The 23,616-nt window shown below is 72.6% G+C and carries 18 protein-coding genes; 9 read left to right on the plus strand and 9 right to left on the minus strand.

Annotation, left to right across the window (positions count from 1 at the left end):
• The first annotated feature begins 120 nt into the window (after positions 1 to 120).
• Both cofD and ACA514_RS14375 read left to right on the plus strand, forming a co-directional pair.
• Positions 121 to 1,068 carry a 2-phospho-L-lactate transferase gene (gene cofD, locus ACA514_RS14370; protein WP_375041599.1) on the plus strand — a complete coding sequence of 316 codons (948 nt, stop codon included), beginning with the start codon at positions 121 to 123 and terminating at the stop codon, positions 1,066 to 1,068.
• On the plus strand, positions 1,065 to 2,372 hold the full coding sequence (locus tag ACA514_RS14375) for a coenzyme F420-0:L-glutamate ligase (protein ID WP_375041600.1): 1,308 nt from the start codon (positions 1,065 to 1,067) through the stop codon (positions 2,370 to 2,372). Before cofD ends, ACA514_RS14375 begins: the two co-directional genes overlap by 4 nt.
• Here ACA514_RS14375 and ACA514_RS14380 read toward each other — a convergent pair.
• The 6 genes from ACA514_RS14380 to ACA514_RS14405 all read right to left on the minus strand — a co-directional run bounded on the left by ACA514_RS14380 (position 2,369) and on the right by ACA514_RS14405 (position 10,513).
• A complete protein-coding gene (locus tag ACA514_RS14380; RefSeq protein ID WP_375041601.1) occupies positions 2,369 to 3,388 on the minus strand; it encodes a substrate-binding domain-containing protein in 1,020 nt (339 codons plus the stop codon). The two genes, ACA514_RS14375 and ACA514_RS14380, sit on opposite strands and share 4 nt — an antisense overlap.
• A 90-nt stretch (positions 3,389 to 3,478) precedes the next feature.
• The gene (locus tag ACA514_RS14385) at positions 3,479 to 6,031 is read right to left on the minus strand and encodes a bifunctional FO biosynthesis protein CofGH (protein ID WP_375041602.1); all 2,553 of its coding nucleotides are present in this window, start codon (positions 6,029 to 6,031) and stop codon (positions 3,479 to 3,481) included.
• Between the two features lie 396 nt (positions 6,032 to 6,427).
• Positions 6,428 to 7,399: a DNA-3-methyladenine glycosylase family protein gene (locus ACA514_RS14390; RefSeq protein WP_375041603.1), complete on the minus strand. Its 972-nt coding sequence runs from the start codon at positions 7,397 to 7,399 to the stop codon at positions 6,428 to 6,430.
• Positions 7,392 to 8,459, minus strand: coding sequence for a sugar phosphate nucleotidyltransferase (locus ACA514_RS14395; RefSeq protein WP_375041604.1), 1,068 nt, complete (start codon positions 8,457 to 8,459; stop codon positions 7,392 to 7,394). The genes ACA514_RS14390 and ACA514_RS14395 overlap by 8 nt, the downstream gene beginning before the upstream one ends.
• A gap of 38 nt (positions 8,460 to 8,497) precedes the next feature.
• Complete coding sequence (locus ACA514_RS14400; RefSeq protein ID WP_375041605.1) at positions 8,498 to 9,667, minus strand: glycosyltransferase family 4 protein; 1,170 nt, start codon at positions 9,665 to 9,667, stop codon at positions 8,498 to 8,500.
• 141 nt (positions 9,668 to 9,808) lie between these two features.
• Positions 9,809 to 10,513 carry a class I SAM-dependent methyltransferase gene (locus ACA514_RS14405; RefSeq protein WP_375041606.1) on the minus strand — a complete coding sequence of 235 codons (705 nt, stop codon included), beginning with the start codon at positions 10,511 to 10,513 and terminating at the stop codon, positions 9,809 to 9,811.
• 85 nt (positions 10,514 to 10,598) lie between these two features.
• Between ACA514_RS14405 and ACA514_RS14410 the strand changes: the two genes are divergently transcribed.
• Both ACA514_RS14410 and trxA read left to right on the plus strand, forming a co-directional pair.
• On the plus strand, positions 10,599 to 11,591 hold the full coding sequence (locus ACA514_RS14410; RefSeq protein WP_375041607.1) for a YbhN family protein: 993 nt from the start codon (positions 10,599 to 10,601) through the stop codon (positions 11,589 to 11,591).
• A 2-nt stretch (positions 11,592 to 11,593) separates the two neighbouring features.
• On the plus strand, positions 11,594 to 11,917 hold the full coding sequence (gene trxA, locus ACA514_RS14415; RefSeq protein ID WP_344263542.1) for a thioredoxin: 324 nt from the start codon (positions 11,594 to 11,596) through the stop codon (positions 11,915 to 11,917).
• Here trxA and ACA514_RS14420 read toward each other — a convergent pair.
• The 3 genes from ACA514_RS14420 to ACA514_RS14430 all read right to left on the minus strand — a co-directional run bounded on the left by ACA514_RS14420 (position 11,898) and on the right by ACA514_RS14430 (position 16,140).
• A complete protein-coding gene (locus ACA514_RS14420) occupies positions 11,898 to 12,989 on the minus strand; it encodes a glycosyltransferase family 4 protein (RefSeq protein WP_375041608.1) in 1,092 nt (363 codons plus the stop codon). The genes trxA and ACA514_RS14420 overlap by 20 nt on opposite strands.
• Positions 12,989 to 13,891, minus strand: a complete 903-nt coding sequence (locus tag ACA514_RS14425; RefSeq protein WP_375041766.1) for a glycosyltransferase family 2 protein — start codon at positions 13,889 to 13,891, stop codon at positions 12,989 to 12,991. Before ACA514_RS14425 ends, ACA514_RS14420 begins: the two co-directional genes overlap by 1 nt.
• Before the next feature lie 194 nt (positions 13,892 to 14,085).
• A complete protein-coding gene (locus tag ACA514_RS14430) occupies positions 14,086 to 16,140 on the minus strand; it encodes a hypothetical protein (RefSeq protein WP_375041609.1) in 2,055 nt (684 codons plus the stop codon).
• Positions 16,141 to 16,247: 107 nt separating this feature from the next.
• Here ACA514_RS14430 and ACA514_RS14435 point away from each other — a divergent pair, with 107 nt between their 5' ends.
• The 5 genes from ACA514_RS14435 to ACA514_RS14455 all read left to right on the plus strand — a co-directional run bounded on the left by ACA514_RS14435 (position 16,248) and on the right by ACA514_RS14455 (position 23,572).
• On the plus strand, positions 16,248 to 17,108 hold the full coding sequence (locus ACA514_RS14435) for a TIGR03089 family protein (RefSeq protein ID WP_375041610.1): 861 nt from the start codon (positions 16,248 to 16,250) through the stop codon (positions 17,106 to 17,108).
• 172 nt (positions 17,109 to 17,280) lie between these two features.
• Positions 17,281 to 18,702, plus strand: coding sequence for an LCP family protein (locus tag ACA514_RS14440; RefSeq protein ID WP_375041611.1), 1,422 nt, complete (start codon positions 17,281 to 17,283; stop codon positions 18,700 to 18,702).
• 11 nt (positions 18,703 to 18,713) lie between these two features.
• A complete protein-coding gene (locus tag ACA514_RS14445; RefSeq protein WP_375041612.1) occupies positions 18,714 to 19,955 on the plus strand; it encodes an acyltransferase family protein in 1,242 nt (413 codons plus the stop codon).
• Between the two features lie 135 nt (positions 19,956 to 20,090).
• The gene (locus tag ACA514_RS14450; protein WP_375041613.1) at positions 20,091 to 21,263 is read left to right on the plus strand and encodes an acyltransferase family protein; all 1,173 of its coding nucleotides are present in this window, start codon (positions 20,091 to 20,093) and stop codon (positions 21,261 to 21,263) included.
• A 59-nt stretch (positions 21,264 to 21,322) separates the two neighbouring features.
• A complete protein-coding gene (locus ACA514_RS14455) occupies positions 21,323 to 23,572 on the plus strand; it encodes a CDP-glycerol glycerophosphotransferase family protein (protein ID WP_375041614.1) in 2,250 nt (749 codons plus the stop codon).
• The last annotated feature ends 44 nt before the right edge of the window (positions 23,573 to 23,616 follow it).

Here is a 23,616-nt window from a genome sequence, read left to right on the forward strand (position 1 = left end):
ATGACACGCAAAGCTTTGCACATCCCGCCCACGGACGTCTCTGTCCCCCGCCCGCCGCCAAACCGCGAGAAAGCCGGGCTCGCAGCCGCCGCGCCGCCGGTACGGCCTAGGCTGATCGGCATGAGGATCGTGGCGCTGGCGGGCGGCATCGGGGGAGCCCGCTTCCTGCGCGGGCTCCAGGCCGCCGCCCCCGAGGCGGAGATCACCGTCATCGGCAACACCGGGGACGACATCTCCCTGTTCGGACTGCGGGTCTGCCCCGACCTGGACACCGTGATGTACACCCTCGGCGGCGGGATCAACGAGGAGCAGGGCTGGGGGCGGGCGGACGAGACGTTCGCCGTCAAGGAGGAGCTGGCCGCCTACGGCGTCGGGCCCGGCTGGTTCGGGCTCGGCGACCGCGACTTCGCCACCCACATCGTCCGGACGCAGATGCTGGAGGCCGGGTACAAGCTGTCGTCGGTGACGGAGGCGCTGTGCGACCGGTGGAGGCCGGGCGTGCGGCTGATCCCGATGACCGACGACCAGGTGGAGACGCACGTGGTCGTGGACGACCCCGAGCACGGCCGGCGCGCGATCCACTTCCAGGAGTGGTGGGTGCGGCTGCGGGCGTCGCTGCCCGCGCTGTCGATCGCGCCGGTCGGCGCCGACGGGGCCACGCCGGCGCCGGGGGTGCTCAAGGCGATCGAGGAGGCGGACGTGGTGCTGTTCCCGCCGTCCAACCCGGTCGTCAGCATCGGGACGATCCTGGCGATCCCCGGCATCCGGGAGGCGGTCGCGGCGAACACCGTGGTCGGCGTGTCGCCGATCATCGGCGGCGCCCCGGTGCGCGGGATGGCGGACGCGTGCCTGACCGCGATCGGGGTGGAGACCTCGGCGAAGGCGGTGGCCGAGCACTACGGGCTCGGGCTGCTGGACGGCTGGCTCGTCGACGAGGCCGACGGCGACGTGCGGGTGGAGGGCATCGAGATCCGGCCCCGGCCGCTGCTGATGAGCGACCCGGAGGCGACCGCGGCCATCGCGCGCGAGGCGCTCGACCTGGCCCTGGAACTGAAGAAGGCGGCATGACGGGCGGGAACGGGCCCGCGGGCCTGCGGGTGTTCGGGATCCCCGGGCTCCCGGAGGTCGGCGAGGGCGACGACATCGCCGCGCTGGTCCCGGCGGACCTGGTCGAGGACGGGGACGTCCTCGTCGTCACGTCCAAGATCGTGAGCAAGGCGGAGGGCCGGGTCCTGGTCGCGGGCGACCGGGAGAAGGCGATCGACGCCGAGACGGTGCGGGTGGTCGCGCGGCGCAGGCACGCGCGCGGCGAGACCCGGATCGTGGAGACGCGGCAGGGCCTGGTGCTGGCCGCCGCCGGGGTGGACGCGTCCAACACCGCGCCCGGCACCGTGCTGCTGCTGCCGGAGGACTCCGACGCCTCCGCGCGGCGCATCCGCGCGGGCGTGCGGGAGCGCACGGGCAGGGACGTCGCGGTCATCGTGTCCGACACGCTCGGCCGGCCGTGGCGCAACGGGCTGACGGACGCGGCGATCGGCGTGGCGGGCCTGGCGCCGCTCAGCGACCTGCGCGGCAGCGACGACCGGTACGGCAACCGGCTCGAAGCCACCATCACGGCGGTCGCGGACGAGATCGCGGCGGCGGGCGAGCTGGTCAAGGGCAAGCTCGACGGGGTGCCGATCGCGGTCGTGCGGGGGCTGTCGCACCTGGTCACGGCCGACGACGGGCCGGGGGCGCGGCAGCTGGTCCGGCCGCCCGCCGAGGACATGTTCCGGTACGGGTCGGCGGAGGTCCTGCACGCGCGCCGCACCATCCGCGAGTTCACCGCCGACCCCGTCGACCCGGAGGCGGTGCGGCGCGCGGTCGCCGCCGCGATCACCGCGCCGGCGCCGCACCACACCACGCCGTGGCGGTTCGTCCTGCTGGAGTCGGCGGAGTCCCGCACCCGGCTGCTGGACGCGATGCGCGACGCCTGGGAGGGCGACCTGCGCCGCGACGGCTTCCCGGAGGAGTCGGTCACCAAGCGGCTGCGGCGCGGCGACGTGCTGCGCCGCGCGCCGTACCTCGTCGTCCCGTGCCTGGTCATGGACGGCTCGCACGACTATCCCGACGCGCGCCGCGCCGCCGCCGAGCGCGAGATGTTCGTCGTGGCGACCGGCGCGGGCGTGCAGAACCTGCTGGTCGCGCTGGCGGTGGAGGGCCTCGGGTCGTGCTGGGTGTCCAGCACGATGTTCTGCCGCGACGTCGTCCGCGAGGCCCTGGACCTGCCGGACGAGTGGGATCCGATGGGCGCCGTCGGCGTCGGCCACCCGGCCGCGCCGCCGCGCGACCGCCCGCCCCGGAGCGCGGACGCGTTCATCGAGGTGCGTTAGGCCTTCCAGGACGCCAGGGCCCGGTCGATCTCCTTGCGGGTCGGGAAGCGCAGGGCCTTCGGCGGCGCCGCGGGGAGTCCGTGCTCGCGGGCGCGGGCGTCGCCGAAGGTGCCGTCGGGTGCGCGGAATCCGGCGCGCTGGAGCGTGTCGCGGGCGGACCGCGTCCCGAGCGCGTCGCCGAAGGCCGCCGCCGCGTCGCGGTGCCGCCGGTCGCGGGCCGTGACCGCGTACGGGTGGTCGAGCATGAGGGTGCCCTCGTCCGGGACGATCGGGGCGAGCGGGTTGGGGCGGTGGGCGTCGTTGTAGGCGATGGCGGCCTGCTCGGTGGTGACGACGAGGGGACGGTCGTAGCGTTCGGCGGCGGTGAGTCCGGCGAGCACGGCCGCGGCGCCGCCGGCCGCGTCGTCCGCCGGTGACGGCGCGGATCTGCGCAGGTCGCCGGCCACGTCGCCGGTCTCGCCGCCGACCTGGTCGAGGGCGAGCATCGCGACCATCCCGCTGATGCCGACGCCCGGGTCCGCCGCCTTGCGGGCCAGGCCCAGGCCGTCGACCTTGGACTTCAGCAGCAGCTTCCAGCTCATCGCGACGTGGCCGGCGGCGAGTTCGCCGGCCACCGGACGGGTCGTCGCTAGCACGACGGGCGTGACGGCGAGGGACGTCCCGCCTTGCGGAACGCTCCTGTCGCCCGCGTCGCGGACGATGCCGAGCCACAGCGACGATTCCGGCGCCCAGGCGTCCGTGCGCCGCCGCAGCTCGGACCGGCGTGCGAACTCGGCGGGGGCGACGGCGGTCACGCGCACGCGGACGCAGCGTCCGCCGACCCGGTGCCGCTCCACGGTGAACCGGGACGCGACGTCCCGCAGCGCGGGCGCGATCTCCGGCTGCGCGGCGACGGACACCTCCACGGTCCCGCTCCGGCACGGCGACGGCGACGGCAGCAGGCCGAACGCCCACGCCCCGCCCCCGGCGACCGCGACGAGCAGCACGGCCGCCGGCACCCAGACCTTCCAGCTCACGCGTCAGTCATACCGGACTCGCGATGAACATGCGTTCATTTGCGGCGGGCCGTCGTCATGAGCGGTGACACGACGACGGCCCGCCGCGGCTCAACGCGGGGTGAGGGTGAGCGAGGGGCGGCCGAAGTGGCCGATGCCGTCGGTCTTGCGGGCGGCCTCGACGCGTTCGGCGGGGACCTCGCCGTAGAGGGTCGTGCGCTGCCGGGCGGGGCGTCCCGCGAGGGCGGCGATCTTCTCCAGCTCGCTGATGGCCTTGAACGAGCCGTTCTCCGACCCGGCCATCCGGCTGATGGTCTCCTCCATCAGCGTCCCGCCGAGGTCGTTGACGCCGCCTTGCAGGACCCGCGTGCACAGCTCGTCTCCGAGCTTCACCCAGGACGTCTGGATGTTGGAGATGGCGCCGTGCAGCAGGATCCGCGCGAGCGCGTGGACGGCGATGTTCTCCCGGACGGTCGGCCCCGGCCGCGCGAGCCCGGCCAGGTAGATCGGCGAGTTGTGGTGGACGAACGGCAGCAGCACGAACTCGCTGAACCCGCCCGTCCGCTCCTGGATCGAGCGCAGCAGCTTGATGTGCCCGACCCAGTGCGACGGGGTGTCGACGTGCCCGTACATCATCGTGGACGTCGTCGGGATGCCGATCTCGTGCGCGGTGGTGACGACCTCGACCCACTGGTCGGTGGGCAGCTTGCCCTTGGTCAGCACCCAGCGGACGTCGTCGTCGAGGATCTCGGCCGCCGTCCCGGGCAGCGAGTCGACCCCGGCCTCCTTCGCGGCCTCCAGCCATTCGCGGATGGACAGGTCGCTGCGGGACGCGCCGTTCACGACCTCCATCGGGCTGTAGGAGTGCAGGTGGATGTCGGGCGCTCGGCGCTTCACCTCGCGGGCGAGGTCGAAGTAGGCGGTGCCGGGCAGGTCGGGGTGGATGCCGCCCTGCATGCAGATCTCGGTGGCGCCCGCCTCCCACGCCTCGTCCACCCGGTCGCCGACCTGCTGGAGCGACAGCGTGTACGCGTCCGCGTCGGTGCGGCGCTGCGCGAAGGCGCAGAACCGGCAGCCGGTGTAGCAGACGTTCGTGAAGTTGATGTTCCGGGTGACGACGTAGGTCACGTCGTCGCCGACCGTGTCGCGGCGCAGGTCGTCGGCCAGTTTCGCGAGCGCGTCGAGTTCGGGGCCGTCGGCGTGCAGCAGTGCCAGCGCCTCGTCGTCGGACAGCCCGGCGGGGTCGCGCTCGGCGGCGGCGAGCGCGGCCTTGACGTCGGCGTCGAAGCGCTCCGGCGCGCTCATGCGCTCCTTGAGCGCGTCCCAGTCGCCGTAGACCTCGTCGAAGTCGTCGCGCCGGTCGGAGGTGCGGCCGGTCGTGTCGATCTCGGTGTGCAGGTCGGTGCGCCCGGACGCCGCGAAGCCGCCGTCGGGCTCCTGCCAGGGGCGGCCTTCGAGGACGGCGTCCTCGCGGGCGAGCCCGGTCGCCGGGTCGGCCAGCGCGGACACGTGCCCGATCAGCCGCGGGTCCAGCCACGGCTCGCCGCGCTTGACGTACTCGGGGTAGATCGTGAGCCGTTCGCGCAGCTCGAAGCCCGACTCGGCGGTCCTGGCGGCCAGCTCGTCGATCTGCGGCCACGGCCGCTCGGGGTTCACGTGGTCCGGCGTGAGCGGCGACACGCCGCCCCAGTCGTCGATCCCGGCGCGCAGCATCAGCGAGTACTGGTCGGCGACGAGGTTCGGCGGCGCCTGGACGCGCGCCTTCGGCCCCAGCACCAGCCGCGTCACCGCGATCGTCGCGGCGAGCTCCTCCAGTTCGGCGTCGGGCGTGTCGCGCATCTTGGTGTCGGGCTTGGCGCGGAAGTTCTGCACGATCACCTCCTGGATCGCGCCGTACTCCCGCATCGTCCTGCGGATCGCGAAGATCGCGTCCGCGCGCTCCCCGACCGTCTCGCCGATGCCGATGAGGATGCCGGTGGTGAACGGGACGTTCGTGCGGCCGGCGTCCTCCAGCACCCGCAGCCGGACGGCCGGGTCCTTGTCCGGCGACCCGAAGTGCGGGCCGCCGCGCTCGCTGAACAGCCGCGTCGCGGTCGTCTCCAGCATCATCCCCATGGACGGCGCGACCGGCTTGAGCCGCTGGAAGTCGCGCCAGGTCAGCACGCCCGGGTTCAGGTGCGGCAGCAGCCCGGTCTCCTCCAGCACCCGGACCGCCATCGCCCGCACGTACGACAGGGTGTCGTCGTAGCCGTGCGCGTCGAGCCACTCGCGGGCCTGCTTCCACCGGTCCTCGGGACGGTCCCCGAGCGTGAACAGCGCCTCCTTGCAGCCCAGCGCGGCGCCCTGCCGGGCGATCTCCAGGACCTCGTCCGGGCTGAGGTACGGCGCGTCCAGCTTGTGCGGGACGGTCGCGAACGTGCAGTAGCCGCAGCGGTCCCGGCACAGCCGGGTCAGCGGGATGAAGACCTTGCGGCTGTAGGTGATGATCCCGGGACGGCCCGCCGCCGCGAGGCCGGCGTCCCTGGTCCTCGCCGCGTGGGCGAGGAGATCGTCGAGCTGCGGCCCGCGGGCCTGCAGCAGCGTCGTGGCCTCGGAGTGGTCGAGCGTCTTCCCGTCACGCGCACGGGCCAAAGCCCGCCTGATCGCGTTCTGCGTGGCCTCCATGCGGGCACTCTATGCCAATCGTCATATTTCGCGACGCGGCGGGGCCCGATGGAACGGCGTCCGCCTACGAGAGCCGACGGTGCTCCCGATCTATTCCCCGGCCGGGGCGTCCCTCCCAGGATGTAGTGAACCTTAATGAATACGTCTAGAAATAGTCGCTGGTCCTCAATGTTGGACTGAGTCAAACTATGAGTGCGAGAGGGTCGTCCCCCGGGCGGAACCACCGCCGCGCGGCCCTCGCCCGAAGGGACAGTCCCATGCTGGTCATGCTCGCGATCATCATCGCGGTCGCCGTCCTCGCGCCGGTCTTCGGCGCCGACACCCGCGACGGCCTGAACTGGACCCCCGACAACTTCTGGCTCCGTCGCCGGTCGGCCGGAACCCCGAAGCGAGACGTCAGAAGCCCCGGTAGTCGCGGACGGGCAGACGGGGACCGCGCCGCGGAGGGCGCGCGCCGGACGATTCCAGCAGCCGGGTGACCCGGTACCGATGCCCCGCGTACGGCGCCAGCAGCTCGAGCATCCCGTCGTCGTCGACCTTGCGGCCGGCCAGTGCCCAGCCCACCACCCCGGGCAGGTTGTAGTCGCCCACGGAGACGGCGTCGGGATCGCCCGCCGCCCGCTGCCGGACCTCCGCCGCGGTCCACACCCCGACGCCCGGCAGGCTCCGCAGCCGCCGCTCGGCGGGGTCCTCCTCCAGCCGGGCGGCGACCCGCGCCGCACCGATGATCGTCCGGGCCCGGACGGCCTCCAGCCCCGACCGGTGCCACTCCCACGACGGGATCCGCGCCCACACCGCGGGCGGCGGCGGCACCCGCAGCCGCAGCGCGGCGGGCGCGCCCGGCGCCGGCGTCCCGAACCGGCGCACCAGGTACCCCCAGGCCCGCCACGCCTCCTGCGCCAGGACCTTCTGCTCCATCACCGCCGGGACGAGCGCCTCGAACACCCGGTTCGTCCGCCCGATCCGCAGCCCCGGCCGCAGTAGCGCCTGCCGCCGGACGATCTCGTGCCGCGCCTCGAACCCCTCGGGCTCGTCCGACGCGCCGAGCAGATCGGGCAGCCCGTCCAGCAGCCATCCGGCCCCCGGCCCCCACGCGTCCGCGACCACCACGTCCCCGCGCGCACGGATCCGCAGCGTGCCGGGGCCGTCCGGCGTGGAGGACGCGCGCCAGACCGTCCCGTCCCGCTCCACCCGGAACGCCGGATCGTGATGCCCCCGCCGGTGCGGCGACAGCGTGGCCCCCACGTCCACGGGCCACGGCGGCGCCCACTCCCGCCGGACCCCCGCGGACCCGTGACCGGGGCGGAGCCCAGCGGTCCCCTCCCCGGCCGCGCCGCCGGCGGCCGTGCCCGGCGGGCCGTCAGGCATCGGTGGAGAAGCGGACCGCGGTGGGGGGGAGCTCGATGCCGGGCCAGACGCGCAGGCCGCAGCAGAGTTCGTTGCCCGGGCCGACGACCGCGCCGTCGCCCAGGATGACGCTGTCCAGGATCGCGCCGGGGCCCACCCGGGCACCGCGGCTCAGCACCGAGTCGCGGACGGTCGCGCCCTCCGCGACGAACGAGTCGTCCAGCAGGACGCTGCCGACGACGGTGGCGCCCGCCTCGACCACCGCGCCGCGGCCGACCGTGGTGCCGCCGCGCACCACCGCGCCCGGCGACACCGACGCCCCGGCGAGGGTGAGGCGCTCGCCCGGCCCGCCGGGCATCGCCGGGGAGGCGAGCCGGCCGAGCACGAGGTCGCACGAGCCGCGCACGAACGCCTCGGGCGTGCCGACGTCCAGCCAGTAGCCCGACTCGACGTACCCCATGACCACGGCGCCGGACGCGATCAGCGACGGGAACGTCTCCCGCTCGACCGAGACGACCTCGTCCTCGGTGATCGTGTCGATCGCCGACCGCCGGAACACGTAGCAGCCCGCGTTGATCTGGTTCGTCACCGGATGGGACGTCTTCTCCAGGAACGCGGTGACACGCCCGGAGCCGTCGGTGGGGACGCAGCCGAACCGGGACGGGTCGTCGGCCTCGGTGAGGTGCAGCGTCACCGCCGCGCCCGCGTCCTCGTGCAGCTTCACCTGGGCCCGCACGTCATGGCCGGACAGGATGTCGCCGTTGAGGATCAGCACCGGCTCGTCCGGGCCGCAGGTCAGCGCGCGGGCCGCGTTGCGGATCGCGCCGCCCGTGCCGAGCGGCTGCGCCTCGCTGACGTAGGCGAGGTCGACGCCGTGCGCGCGGGGGCCGAACGCCGCCTCGAACATCTCCGCGCGGTAGGACGTCGCGAACACGATCCGCTCGACGCCGGCCGCGTGCGCGCGGGCGAGCTGGTGCGCCAGGAAGGCGACGCCGGCCGTGGGGAGCAGCGGCTTCGGGGTGGAGATCGTCAGCGGGCGCAGGCGGGTGCCCCGACCTCCCACCAGGAGAATCGCTTCCACTCGGCTCCCTTTCTCCGCCACGGTCGTGGAGAGGAAGCCTAGTGGGTGGCGGGCGCCGAACCGTGACCGCCCGACGCCGCGTGCTGCCGGACGGCCCGCTCGTAGGACGCCAGGTGCGCCTCGGCGGACGCGGTCCAGCTGAACTCCTGCGACCGCGCGTGCGCCGCGGCGGCCAGTTCGGCGCGCCGGGCCGGATCGGCGCTCAGCGCGGTCAGCGCCCGCGCGATGCCCTCCGGGTCGGGCTCGGTGTAGGCGACCGCGTCGCCGCCGACCTCGGGAAGCGAGCCGCGGCGGGTCGTCAGGACGGGCGCGCCGCACGCCATCGCCTCCAGCACCGGCAGCCCGAACCCCTCGCCGCGGCTCGGCAGCGCCACCACCAGCGCGCCGCCGAAGAACCCGGGCAGCGACGGCCACGGCAGGTACCCCGGCCGCAGCACCCGCAGGCGGGGCGGCACCATCGCCAGGGCCGCGTCGACCTCGTCGTCCCAGCCACCGCCGCCCGCCAGCACCAGCGCGGGCGGGTCCGCCAGCCCGGCGCAGGCGCGCACCCAGCCGCGGATCAGGTTCGGGACGTTCTTGCGCGGCTCCAGCGCGCCCAGATAGGCGACGTACGGGCGGCCGTGCAGGCCGAGCCGGTCGGAGACCCCCTTCATCTCCGCCTCCGACGGGCGGTGGAACACCTCGTGGTCGACGCCGTGGTAGGCCACGTCGATGTGCTCGGGGTCGGCGCCCAGGACCCGGACCATCTCGTCCCGCGTCGCCCGCGACGGGACGATCAGCCGGGTCGCGCGGCGCGCCGCGGTGCGGGTCGCCGACTTGACGTAGGTGGTGCGGACCGGGTCGTGCACCTCCGGCTCGGCGAACAGCGACACGTCGTGGATCGTCACCACCGTCGGCCGGACGGCGCTGACCGGCATCGTGTACGTCGGCAGGTGGATCACGTCGGCGGCGACGCCGTCGGCGACGTGCGGCAGGCCGGACTGCTCCCATGCCAGCCGGCTCGCGCGGTGCGCCAGCGCCGTCGGGCCCGCGACGATCCGGGCGCCCGGCGCGAGCAGCCCGTACCGCTTCTCGTCCGAGCGCTGGCAGGCGACCGCCAGGTCGGCGCCGAGCGCGTGCAGGGCCGACAGCAGTCCGTCCACGTACCGCCCGAGCCCGCCTCTGTCGGCGGGCACCGCGGTGGCGTCGAGCAGTATCCGAGGCGCCACGGTCCACTCCCCCATTCCGGCGCTGAAGCCGTAGTGGCGTAGATCACTCTTTACCGTTCGAGCCTACGCCTGCGACCGGCCGGCCGTGGGCCCTCCGCGCCGGTCGCCGCCGCAAGTCACGGTGGCCCCCTACCCACCCGCCTATCTTTTGCGCGCGTGAATCAGGACGATGCTGCCCTGCTGGTTCGGCGCGCTCCGGTCGGCGAGCGCGACCAGCGGCGCCAGCGGCGCAGCCGCGTTGAAGCCGACCCGGCCGCCGTACGTCGACAGCGACAGGTAGAGCCGCTCGGTCGCGGCCGTCCTGAACTGGTAGGAGTGCCGCACGAGGTCGAGCCCCCGCTCGTCCATCAGCTTGCGCAGGCTCTCGTGGGTGTAGGTGTGCTGGACGTGGTACTTGGCCTTGTGCGCGTCCCTCAGCTTCGGCCACGCGTCCGCGCGGCTCAGCACGTCGGCGGACATGAAGATCTCGCCACCGGGCTTCAGAACTCGCGCCATCTCGTCCAGGGATCTGCCGCCGTCGTCGAAGTGCTCGATCGCGCAGACCGACAGGACCGCGTCGAACGCGGCGTCGCCGAACGGCAGCCGCAGCGCGTCGCACTCGATCAGCGCGGGCGCGTCGGCCAGCGTCCGGCCGTACACCATCTTCTTGCGGGCGAGGTCGATCGAGACCGCGTCGGCCCCGCGCTTGCGGGCCCGCCCCGCCCAGTAGCCGTCGCCGCCGGCGACGTCGAGGACCCGCTTGCCGCGCAGGTCCCGTCCCATCCACGACAGCAGCGTCCCCGCCTCGCGGTACCGGCACACATGCACCTGGTGCCCCATGAAGGCGACCACATCGGAGAGTTTCATCGTCCCCAACTCTAGGGCGCGGCGGGCGGCGGCGCGGCCGAAGCGACGGCACGCGCCGTGATCCCGGTTCGCCTACGCTGGGCGCGTGAATACGAAGGCCGTCGCCATGCGGGCCCTGCGCGTGCTGCTGATCGTGCTCGCGCTCGGGTTCTGCGCCTACAGCGTGGCCTCGCAGTGGGACGCGACGACGAAGGCGTTCCAGGAGATGTCCTGGGCCACGCTCGCGGGCGCGCTCGCGGTGGGCCTGGCGGGCCTGTTCTCCTGGACGCTGGCCTGGCGGACCTTCCTCGGCGGGCTCGGCTCGCCGCTGCCGCTGCGCGTCGCGTACCGGATCTCCGCGGTCTCCCAGCTCGGCAAGTACGTGCCGGGCAAGGTGTGGGCGCTGGTCACCCAGATCGAGATGACCCGCGAGCACAAGGTGCCCGCCGAGCGCAGCTTCGGCTCCACGCTGCTGGCCGTGGCGACCTCCACCGCCTGCGGCCTCGCCGTCGCGGCGGTGACGCTGCCGCTGACCTCGGCGGCGGCGCGCCGGGAGTACTGGTGGCTGTTCCTGCTCGCCCCGTTCATGATCGCGGCACTGCACCCGAAGATCGTGACGTGGGCGCTGGGCGTGCTGCTGAGGCTGGTCCGGCGGCCCCCGCTGGAGCACCCGGTCAGCCTCGGCGTGACGCTGCGGGCGGTCGGCTGGACGGTGCTCGGCTGGGTGCTGTTCGGCGTCCACACCTGGCTGCTGTGCCTGGCCGTCGGCGGCGACGGCCCCGGGCTGCCGTTCCTGGCGACCGGCGCCTACTCGCTGGCGTTCGTCGCCGGGTTCATCGTCTTCATCGCGCCCGGCGGGATCGGCGCCCGGGAGGCCGCGCTGACCGTGGTGCTGACCCCGGTGCTGCCGGCGGGCGCGCCCGTCGTGGTCGCGATCGCGTCCCGGGTGCTGCTGACGATCGCCGATCTCGTCAACGCGGGAGCCGGCATGCTCCTCGGCCGCGGCCCCCGGTCCGGCGGCTCCGGGACCGGGGACGAGACCGGGAATGAAGGCGGCCGCCCCGTGCTTGTCAGGGATACGCAACCCACTAAGGAGTGACCGTGACGGCCCCCATCAGCGTGACCGACGCCACGTTCGCCGAGGAAGTCCTGGACAGCGACGTCCCCGTGCTCGTCGACTTCTGGGCCGACTGGTGCGGCCCCTGCCGCATGATCGCCCCCGTCCTGGACCAGATCGCGACCGAGCAGGACGGCCGGATCAAGATCGCGAAGATGGACTACGACGCCAACCCGCAGACCCCGCAGAAGTACGGCGTGCTGGGCCTGCCGACCCTGCTGCTGCTCAAGAACGGCGAGGTCGTCGAGCAGATCACCGGCGCCAAGCCGAAGCGGGCCCTGCTCAAGGTCATCGAGCCGCACCTGTGAGCGCGGTGAGCGCCTCCAGGTAGGCGGCCCAGACCGGGCCGTGGTCGACCGGCCGGACGCCGGAGCGCAGCCGCTCCGGCGTCCCCGGCGCGTAGAACCGGGTGATGGCCGCCGCGAGGGCCGGCGCGTCGCCGGGGCGGCAGACCAGCCCGTCGACCCCGTCGCGGACCTGCTCGGCGAACGCGCCGACGTCCGTGGCGATCACCGGGAGGCCGTGCTCGTAGGCCATCCACACGTTCTGCGACGCGGTGGCCGTCCGGTACGGCAGGACGAGCGCGTCGGCGGAGGCGAACAGGCCCGGGACGTCCGCGGCCGGCACGTACCCGGGGCGCAGGTCCACCCGGGACGCCAGGTCCAGCGACCGGATCAGCGCGCGGGTCTCGTCCAGGCCGCCCCAGAACTCGCCCGCGACGGTCAGCCCGACGTCGTCCGGGCCCTCGGCGAGGGCGCGCAGCAGGACGTCGAGCCCCTTGTACGGGCGGACGATCCCCCAGAACAGCAGCCGGCGCCGCACCTTGCCGTCGCCGGCGGGCGCGCCGCCGGAGGCCGGCAGGTGCGCGGGCATCTCCGCGACCCGGACCGGACGCGCGGTCAGCCCGCGCGCCAGCTCCGCCTGCGCCTCCGAATGGACCAGGACGCCGTCGGCCTTGCGCAGCAGCCGCTTCATCAGCGGCTCGTCGTACGGCTTGCGCTCGTGCGGCAGCACGTTGTGGCACAGCGCCATCACGGGCGCCCGATGCCGCAGACCGGCGAGGATGCCCAGGTACGACGGCACCTGGACGGGGCTCAGCACCGCCAGCACGACCAGGTCGCAGGCCCGCAGCGCCCGGCCGGTGCGGTACCAGCCGTCCGGGCGGCGCCAGTCGAGGCGGTGCCGGGTGCCGGGGAACGGCTCGCCCTCCGGCTCGGAGATCGTCTGCTGCCCCGGGTACAGGAAGCCGGGGTACTGGGCGCGCCACGACTCGATGGCGACGTCGTGCCCGGCGGCGGCGAGCCGCCGCGCCAGCTCGGTGGTGTGGTGGGCGCCGCCCCCCTTGTACGGGAAGGCGGGGCCGACGACGGCGATCCGCACTAGACGTCGCCGCGCGATCGGACGATCAGGTCGGCCAGCAGCGCGAGCGAGGCGATGATCAGCCCCGTCACGAAGATCATGATGGTGTTGTTGGCGAAGTAGCCGATGTGCACCACCATGTCGAACACGCCCTTGAGCAGCCCGATCCCGATCAGCCACAGCGCGAGCGGCATCAGCACCTTGAGCGGGTTGAAGTACATCACCATCCGCAGCACCTGGAGGATGTAGCGGTAGGCGTCCTTGGTGAAGTGGAACTTCGACTTCCCGGCCCGCTTGGAGTACTCGATCGGCACGTAGCGCACGGGGTGCTGGTTCGACAGGAACGCGATCGTGATCGTGGTCACGCAGGAGAACCCGGGCGGCAGCAGCCGCAGGTAGGGCAGCGACACGTCGCGGCGGAACGCGCGCAGCCCCGAGTTCAGGTCGGGGATCCTGGAGTTGGTGAGCCGCTCGGCGACCTTGCGGATGAACCACTTGGCGGGCACCCGCAGGAGCTTGTGCGTGCCCTCCTCGGAGGTGCGGGCGCCGACGACCTGGTCGACGGACGGGTCGCTGTCCAGGATGTCGACGAGGTCGGGGATCCGCTCGTTCGGGTAGGACATGTCGGCGTCGGTCCACACGACGATCTCGCCGCGGGCCTGCTGGGAGCCGATGCGCCGGACCGTCCCCGAGCCGCTGTTGTGCTGGAACGCCATGATCCGCATGTGCGGGAAGCGGGGGGCCGCCTCCTCCAGCCGGGCGAGGGTGCCGTCGGTGGAGCAGTCGTCGACGGCCAGCAGCTCGTAGCTCTTGCCGCTGTTGTCCATCGCCTTCGTGATCCGCTCGACCTCGTCGATCACGTGCTCCTGCTCGTTGTAGCAGGGCAGGACGATGGTCACATGCACGGGGGCGGCGTCGCTCACGGGGTCAGCGGTCTCGGCGCTTTCGGGCGCGGGCCGGGGCGCGGGCTCGGCGGGCTGGGTACTCACGCACCGCGAGAATACTCGCAACGGCGGCCCCAGGCCGACTCACCGGCCGACACGGCGCGAGAACACCGACCGGACGGCCGCCGGACGCGCACCGGACACGCATCGGACGCGCCCGCGTCACGCCCGCGTCACGCCACCGGCGGCTCGGCGATCCACACGTCGATGGCCAGCCCCCACGACCCGCCCGGCGGGTGGTCGAGGGTGCGGCCGTCCTGCCGGGTGCGCAGCCGCACCACCTGCCGGGGAGTCCCGTACGGCGCGACCTGCTCGGGCTTCGATCCCATGACCACCGGACGCCGCCCAGCCCCGCCGACCTTCCCGATGATCCGGCGGACGTCGACGGGCGTGGCGAACGAGGTGGTGCGCGCGGCGGGCAGCCCGCACATTCCGCGCAGTACCTGAAGGAAGCGGTCGGCGGTGCCCGCGTCCACCACCACGACGGAGCGGCCGGGCCCGATCCGGTCGCACATCGCGTCGACGGCGCCGACCTCCTTCTGGTCGGTTTTGTGGACCATGTACGTGGCGGACGTGATGACGATCGGCACCAGCGTCAGGGCGATGCCCGTCACCGCCGTCACCTGGACCACCTTCCGCGAGTACCCGATCCGCCGCAGCCGCTTGGTGATCCAGGCGGCCGCGAACACCGTGAACAGCAGCAGCCCGGGGATGACCAGGCCGATCAGCCGCCGGGACGCCCACGGATGGTCCGGGGTGATGCCCGGCCTGACCAGCACCTGGACGGTCGTCCAGACGATGACCGCGTACGGCAGCAGCCACTGCGGGGACTGGCGGCGCATCAGCCGCCGCACCAGCAGCGCCGCCCCGAACGTGGCGAGCAGCAGCGCGGGGATGCCGATGTACCAGACGACCCAGTACAGCGACAGTTCCGAGTACTGCCGGGCACCGTCCAGCGGCATGTGGTTGAGCTTCTGGACGGCCTCGATGAACTGCGCGTTCAGCCGGTCGTCGGTGTTGGCCGGGACGCGCCGGACCGTCTGCACCAGCGGCCGGACGGCGAAGCCGACCATCACCAGCACGGTCAGGATCGCGGCGGCGCCGGGCAGCCGGCCGCGCCCGATCGCCGTCCCGGCGGCCCGCAGCCGGCGGCCCGTCGCGTCCCAGCGCAGCACGAGCACCATCAGCACCGTGGCGACGGCGATCGCGGCGGAGATGAGGAGCAGCGGGTCGAGCGAGGCGTGCAGGTAGTCCAGGTACGGGCGGGACTTCAGGTAGCCCTCGACGAGCCCGGCCGCCACGCCGATCGCGAGCCCGCCCGCGAGCGTGTAGCCGCTCCGGCGCCTGCGGGCGACCAGCAGCCCGGCGTACACCGCGACCGGCAGGATGTCGCGGATCCCGTCGATCCGGACGAGCACGATCAGCCCGAGCGCGAGGCCGCCGAGGAACGCCTTCACCATGGCCGCGCGGGGACGCTCCGTCCGGCCGTCGTGCAGCAGCGACAGCCCGCCGAGCAGCAGGATCAGCGCCGGCGGCTCGCTGAACGTGGACCGCGACACCCACAGCATCGGCAGGGTCAGCGCCAGCAGCAGCGCCGCGGCGGGCGCCCAGCGCGGGCCGACGAGCCGCGCGGCGAGGCCGCCGAAGGCCAGCACGCAGCAGGCGCCGAGCAGCGGCGCCATCAGCAGCATCCCGTGCGTGCCGCCCGCCCAGCCGCCGAGCGCGAGGATCAGCGGCAGGCCCGCCATGAACTGCGGGACGACCGCGCCGCCGTCCTGGTAGAAGGCCGGGCTGTCGAAGCTCAGCGCGGGGTCGCCGCCGCCGAAGGCCTCGCGCGCCTGCGGGATCGGCAGCGACCCGTGGTCCTTCAGCCAGGTCGCGAACTGGACGTACGAGGCGGGGTCGCGGCGGACGATGATCTGCTCGGAGCACATCAGCGCCTCGAACACGCCGAACGCGACGGCGACCGCGACGACGCCGCCCGCCGACCACCACGGGACGGCGCCGAGCGGCTCGTCAGGGGCCCCGTCACCGGGCTCCCCGGCCTCGCGGGGGCGGCGGCGCAGGCCGAGCCACAGCGCCGCCGCGGCGACCGGCACCCACAGCAGGATCGCCGGCCCCGGCCGGAACACCCCGCCCATCAGCAGCGGCATCGCCACCGCGAGCCACGCGGTGACCAGCAGCGCCGGCGCCACGGTGAGCCGGGCGAGCAGCCGACCCGCGTTCATGAATCCGCCCCGTGCTCGTCCGATCCGTGGTCATTCATCGCAGCGGAGCGTAGCGGGAACGGCCGGTTGGCGAGTCCGGGCCGGTCACGGGGCTCTACGCTCGCCCCATGAGCGACAGCGAACCCGCCGCGCCCGGACCCGCCGACCTGCTGCGGCGGCGGCTGGCCGCCGACCCGTCCCGCCCCCTCGTCACCTACTACGACGACGCGAAGAACGAGCGCGTCGAGCTGTCCGCGCGGACGTTCGACAACTGGGTGGCCAAGACGGCGAACTTCCTGGTGGACGGGCTGGCCGCCGAGCCCGGCGGGCGTGTCGTGCTCGCGCTGCCGCCGCACTGGCAGACCGCGGTGTGGCTGATGGCGTGCTGGTCGGCGGGCCTGACGGCCGTGCCGGTCGACCCGGCGGCGGTCCTGGCGAGCGGCGCGGCGGTGCCCGAACCGGACGGGGGGTCCGGGCCGTACATCCTGGCGGCGGCCGAGGAGGTGCTCGAAGTGGTGCTCGCGGACCCTGGCGTGAACGCGGACGCGGAGGAGGTCGTGGGGCTGTCGCTGCATCCGCTCGGCGGCCCGTTGGCCGACTGCCCGCCGGGCATCACCGACTACGCGGCGGAGGTGCGCTCCTACGGCGACCGGTTCGCCGCGGGCCCGGACGTCACCCCGCTGCTGCCCGCGCTCGATGTGACAAAGACCACATTGACCGGTGCCGGGCTGGTCGCGGCGGCCGCCGAGGCGGCCGAGAAATGGGAGCTGGACGCGTCGTCGCGCGTCCTGGTTGACATGTCGTTCGCCACACTGGACGGGCTACTGGCCGGCCTGGTCGCACCACTAGCCTCAGGTGCTTCCGTCATAATCCAACGAAACTTTGACAAAGCCGCCCTAGATCGACGCGTGGCCTTGGAGCATGTGACGGCGGTGGCCGGAGTGCCCGGATGGAATGACGCATCCGGGTCCGTGCGCCGGCTCGCCTGACCTACGCTCTCTTTGCCCGCGCTTTGTCAACCGAGCCCCGGCCAGCCCCGTCTCAGAGCTACAGGACAGTTCCAGCAGAGCAGGCAGTTCTTCCAGAACAGGCAGTTTTCGCAGGACAGACCAAGCCGACCGACCCCCCGAGAGCGGGCCGCGCCCCCGGACCACGGAGCCGATGAACAGCAACCCGATGTACATGGAGTACGTCGACGACGCCGACCCACAGCCGGCGCCGCGTCGACGCGGCTGGCGCATCCTCGGCTGGGTGAGCATCGGGATGTCGGCCGTCCTGGTGGCCGGATCGCTCACCGCCTACGGCGTGTACCGCAAGGCGATGGGCAACATCAACCACGAGGACGTCAACGCCCAGCTCGGCCCCAACCGGCCGAAGAAGCTGAACAGCGCGATGAACATCCTGCTGCTGGGGTCCGACACCCGCGCGGGCGCCAACGCCAGCTACGGCCGCTCGATGAAGAACGAGCCGCCGCGCTCGGACACCATGATCCTGCTGCACCTGTCGCCCGGGGGCAGCCAGGCGATGGGCATCAGCTTCCCGCGCGACCTGATGGTGCACATCCCCGCGTGCAAGACCCATTCCGGCGGCACGTCGCCCGACCAGCCGCGCGCGCAGATCAACTCGGCGTTCACCACCGGCGGGGCGGCCTGCGTCATCAAGACGATCGAGGGCCTGTCCGACATCCGGATCGACCACTTCATGCAGGTCGACTTCACCGGCTTCAAGGCGATCACCAGCGCGGTCGGCGGCGTCCCGGTGTGCCTGCCGAAGGACGTCAACGACCCCAAGTCCAAGCTGCACCTGACCCGCGGCAAGCACGTCATCCAGGGCTCCACCGCGCTGGCCTACGTCCGCGTGCGGCACGGCCTCGGCGACGGCTCCGACCTCGACCGCATCAAGCGGCAGCAGAAGTTCATGGGCGCGCTGGCGAACAAGGCCATGAGCAAGGGCGTGCTGAGCAACCCCACCAAGCTGATCCCGCTGATGAACGCGGCGACCAAGTCGCTCACCACCGACAAGGAGCTGACCCCGCCGGTCATGCTGAAGATCGCCCAGGGCATGCAGGGCATGACCTCGGGCAAGCTGCGCTTCGTCACCGCGCCGTCCGGCCCCGACCCGTCCGACACCAACCGGGTCGTGCTCACCTCCGCCGCCCAGCCGTTCTTCGCCGCGGTCCGCAACGACAAGACCGTGCCGAGCGAGTCCAAGACGGCCGCGCCCAAGATCAAGCCCGAGCAGGTGCGGGTGCGGGTCTACAACGGCAGCGGCATCGCCGGCCAGGCGAGCCGGGTCGCCTCCGACCTGGAGGCGCAGGGCTTCCAGGTGACGGTCGGCGGCAACGCGTCCCAGACCAGGACCACCAAGGTGATGTACGGTTCCGGTGCCGACCAGCAGGCGCAGACGCTGACCGCGCTGATCCCGAGCAGGCCGGCCGCGGCGGCCCGCACCAGCGGAGGCACGCCCGGCGTGGTCGACCTGGTCGTCGGCTCCAACTGGACGGCCCTGAAGAACGCCAAGGGGGGCATCCCCGAGCAGCAGGGCGAGATCCGCGCCAACGACGACATCTGCAAGGGGGCTTGAACCGGCCGGCCATGACGTACAGCACCAGGCCCTCGGGGGCCGAGACGGGACCGCAGCCCGGCCCACCGGCCGCGGCCGATGCGCCGGCACCGGCGGATCGGCACAGACCGGACGTTCCGGATCCCCGCCCCGACCCGGCGGCGCCGGTCGCGACGGTCCCGGGCCCGCCGGGCCCCGCCGGCGCGGCGGCCTCGGACGGCGGGCGTCCGGCGGCCGGCCCGAGGCTCGCGTCGCCGCCGAAGCCGCGCCGGGAGCGCGACCCGTTCTTCGACAACGCGAAGTACTTCGCGATCCTGCTGGTGGTGTCGGGGCACTCGATCGCCAACCTGCAGAACGTCCCGATGGCCAAGGGCCTGTACATCTTCATCTACATGTTCCACATGCCGCTGTTCATCGTGATCACCGGCTACTTCTCGCGGAACTGGACGTTCTCCCCCGGCAAGGCGCGCAAGCTCATCACCAACGTCGGCGTGCCGTACGTGGTGTTCGAGGTCGCGTACTCGGTCTACGACTGGCTGGCCGGCCGGCACGACCTGGAGATCAGCCTCCTCAGCCCGTACTACCTGACGTGGTTCCTGTGCGCGCTGTTCCTGTGGCGGCTGTCCACGCCGGTGTGGCAGCAGATCCGCTGGCCGCTGGCGGTGGCGCTGGGCTTCGCGCTGCTGGCCTACATGAGCGACCTCGGCAGCACCTTCGACATCCACCGGGTCTTCGGCCTGCTGCCGTTCTACGTCCTCGGCCTGAAGCTGCGGCCCGAGCACTTCGAACTGCTGAAGCGGCCGGCCGCGCGGCCGATCGGCGCGGTGGTGCTGGCGGTCGGGCTGGCGTGCTCGTACCTGGTGATGAAGCACATGTCGGTGCGCTGGATCTTCTGGAAGGACCCGCACTTCATGCTCGGCGTCGGGGACTTCAAGGGCACGCTGATGCGGCTGGCGATGTTCGCGTGCGCCACCGTGCTGGTCGCCGCGTTCCTGACGCTGGTCCCGCGCCGGAAGTACTGGTTCACCGCGCTGGGGGCGACCACGCTCTACTGCTACCTGCTGCACGGCTTCGTCACCCGGCTGCTGAACTTCACCGGCTGGTGGGGCGCGGACTGGATGCACACGCCCGGCGGCGTCGTCGCGGTGATCTGCGGCGCCGTCGTCGTCGGGACGTTCCTGTGCTCTCCCCCGGTCCAGCGGACCATGAGCTGGGCGCTGGAACCCAAGATGACCTGGGTGTTCACCCCGCTGCGCCGGCCCGGCCGCGGCTAGCCGGGCAGGGGGCGGCCCCGGCCGGCCCCGAACCGGAACAATCCCACATCCGACCCCAGGGCCGCCGATCGCGCACTAGAGTCGGCCTGCCTCCACGTGAACGGTTGTCACGGACTCAATGGATCCTTCGGAGACATGACGGAAATCCTCCCCCAACCGCGCCCCTCGGACCCCGGCCGGCGCCCGGACGCCGGGCCGGTGCCCGGCGCACGGCTCGCCCCCGGCCCGGAGACCGCACGGCCCCCGGAGACCGCGCCCGCACCCCCGGAGTCCGCGCCCGCCCCCCGGCGGCGCGACGCCTACTTCGACAACGTCAAGTTCTTCCTCATCCTGCTGGTCGTGCTCGGGCACGTCTGGGAGGTCCTCAGGAAGGGCAGCCACGCGGTGGACGCGGCCTACACGGTGGTGTACCTCTTCCACATGCCGGTGTTCGTGTTCGTCTCCGGTTACTTCGCGCGCGGTTTCATGCGGTCGACCGATAAATTCCGGGCCATTTTCCCCACCTTGGTCGTTCCATACGTGATCTTCGTCGTGCTTTACCGGTTGCAGCTGGTACTGATCCGGGGAAATGAATTCCGGCTGCACGAACTTTTCCGTCCGCAGTTCCTGATGTGGTTCCTCGTCGCGCTGGTGCTGTGGCGGCTGAGCGCCCCGCTGTGGGGGCACCTGCGGCACCCCGTCGCGGTGTCGGTGGCCCTGTCGCTGGTCGCCGGCAGCTGGAGCTTCAACTCCGACGCGACGCTGTGCCGGGCCGCCGGGCTGCTGCCGTTCTTCGTCCTCGGCCTGACCATCCGGCCCGAGCTCGCGCTGGCCCCGCGCAGCCGCGGCTGGACGCGCTGGGCCGGCATCGCCGCGCTGCTCGCCGCGCTGCCGGCCGCCTACGTCTGGGAGCGCGGGACCGTGGTCCCGCGGATCGCGCACGGCGTCCTGCTGTGGAACCGCGGCTACGAGCACATGCACTTCTCCGCGTTCGAGGGCATGGCGTACCGGCTGCTGGCGCTGGCGCTCGCCGTCGCCCTCGGCACCGCGTTCCTCGCGGCCGTCCCGCGCGGACGGGCCTGGTACACCGCGCTCGGGACGCGGACGATGTACGTCTACCTGCTGCACGGCCTCGTCGTGAAGACGCTCGACTACGGCGGCGTCTTCGACGCGCACTTCTTCGACACCCCGGCCGGCGTGGTGGCGGCGACGCTGGGGGCGCTCGCCCTGGGCGTGCTGCTCGGCACCGCCCCGGTGCAGCGGCTCACCCATTGGGCGGTCGAGCCCAAGGGACGATGGCTACTCAAGCCCTCTCATGGCAGGACATAAGATTTACCTGCCGGATGCGGGTATGATCCAGATTCATCGAGTAGTTGATTGGCGTTCGCGTGAGCAGTGAATACGACATCTCCCTGAGCATCATCGTGCCCGTGCACAAAGTGCAGGGGTACCTGCGGCAGTGCCTTGATTCGCTGCTGGTTCCGGACGTGCCGAACCTGGAGATCATCGCGATCGACGACGCCTCGCCGGACGCCTGCGGCGAGATCCTCGACGAGTACGCCGAGCGCGACTCCCGGATGAAGGTGCGCCACCTCGCCGAGAACGTCGGGCTCGGCGAGGCCCGCAACGTCGGCCTGGACATGGCGACCGGCGACTACGTGTGGTTCTTCGACAGCGACGACTACGCCACCGACGGCGCCGTGAAGGCGATCTGCGACCGGCTCGCCGAGACCCGGCCGGACGTGCTGATGTTCGACTACGCCCGCTCCTACTGGAACGGCCGGGTCAAGCGGAGCATCATCAACCACCTGTTCCGGGAGCCGCCCGCGCCCGAGGTGTTCACGCTCGCCGACCGGCCGAGCCTGCTGGAGATGTTCACCTCGATCTGGAACCGGGCGATCCGCCGCGAGTTCATGATCGAGCACGGGCTGCGCTTCAACAGCGGCTACTACGAGGACGTCAGCATCACCTACCCGGTCCTGATGGCGGCCGAGCGGGTCAGCTTCCTCGACCGGGTCTGCTACATCTACCGGCAGCGGCGCAGCGGCGCGATCACCAAGACGGCCAGCGCCAAGCACTTCGACGCCTTCGACCAGTACGACCGCATCTTCGCGTTCATGGACCACCTCGGCCCGCAGATGGACCGGTTCCGTCCGCTGATGTTCAACCGGACGATCTGGCACCTGCTGGTCATCCTCGAGCGCGCCGACCGCGTCTACCCCTCGGAGAAGCAGCGGTTCTTCGCCGAGATGACCAGGACCTACAACCGCTACAAGCCGCCGGGGCACGTCCCGCCGGACGACGAGCCGGGGCTGGCCGACAAGCACCGGGCGATCGAGCGGGGCGACTTCCGGGCCTGGGAGCGCCTCAACTCGCCGAAGCTCACCACCAAGGCGAAGAAGAGCGGGCGCAAGGTCCGGCGGCTGCAGAAGCGCGGCGTCGTCCGCTCCAAGGAGCTCGCCAAGGAGCGGTACTACGCGATGCGGCGGCACCTGCCGATCGAGGAGGACCTCGCCGTCTTCGCCGCCTACTGGTACCGCGGGTACTCCTGCAACCCGGCCGCGATCTACGAGAAGGTCCGCGAGCTGGCGCCGCACATCCGCTGCGTGTGGATCGTGAAGCCGGGCGGGCGCAAGAACATGCCCGACGGCGTGGAGTACGTGGTGGCCGGCTCGGCGGAGTACTACCGCACGATCGCCGCCGCGAAGTACTTCGTCAACAACGTCAACTTCCCCGACAACCTCGTCAAGAGGCCGGGGCAGGTGCATCTGGAGACCCAGCACGGCACGCCGCTGAAGAAGATGGGCCTCGACCAGATGGAGTACCCGGTCGGCGCCGGCGACATGGACTTCAAGGCGCTGATCGAGCGGTCCGACCGCTGGGACTTCCTCGTCTCCGCCAACCCGCTGATGAGCGAGGCGTGGGAGCGGGGCTTCCCGTGCAAGTACGAGCTGCTGGAGATCGGCTACCCGCGCAACGACCGGCTGGTGCGCGCGACGCCGCAGGAGCAGGCGCGGCTGCGCGACGAGCTCGGCGTCCCCGAGGGCAAGACCGCGATCCTGTACGCGCCGACGCACCGCGACTACCAGCGCCGCTACGCCCCGATGTTCGACATCGGCCGGGTGATGGAGCAGCTCGGCGACGACCACGTGCTGCTGCTGCGGGCGCACTACTACTACAAGCTCAAGAACATGGCGACGGACCTGGGCTGGCCGGAGGACCGGGTCATCGACGTCTCCAAGCACCCGTCCGTCGAGGACCTGATGATCGCCTCGGACGCGCTGCTCACCGACTACTCGTCGGTGATGTTCGACTACGCCAACCTCGGCAGGCCGATCGTGATCTACGCCAACGACTGGGAGACCTACAAGCTCACCCGCGGCGTGAACTTCGACCTCACCGAGTTCCCGCCGGGCGTCGTCGCCTACGCCGAGCCCGAGCTCGTCGACGCGTTCGCGTCGCGGGCGGCGTGGGGCGACGCGGCGGCGAAGAACCTGGAGGCCTTCCGGGCGCGCTTCTGCCCGTGGGACGACGGGAACGCCGCCGAGCGGGCGGTGCGCCGGGTGTTCCTCGGCGAGGAGCTCCCGCCGGCCCCGCCCGCGATCTCCGCGCCGGGCGGCGCGTCCGGCCCGGCGTGACGGCGGCGCGCCCGCGCTCCCGACCGCAATCCCCCTGACCGTTC

Origin of the sequence: Actinomadura sp. NTSP31 (assembly GCF_041951385.1) — a bacterium.
Taxonomy (GTDB): domain Bacteria; phylum Actinomycetota; class Actinomycetes; order Streptosporangiales; family Streptosporangiaceae; genus Spirillospora; species Spirillospora napierensis.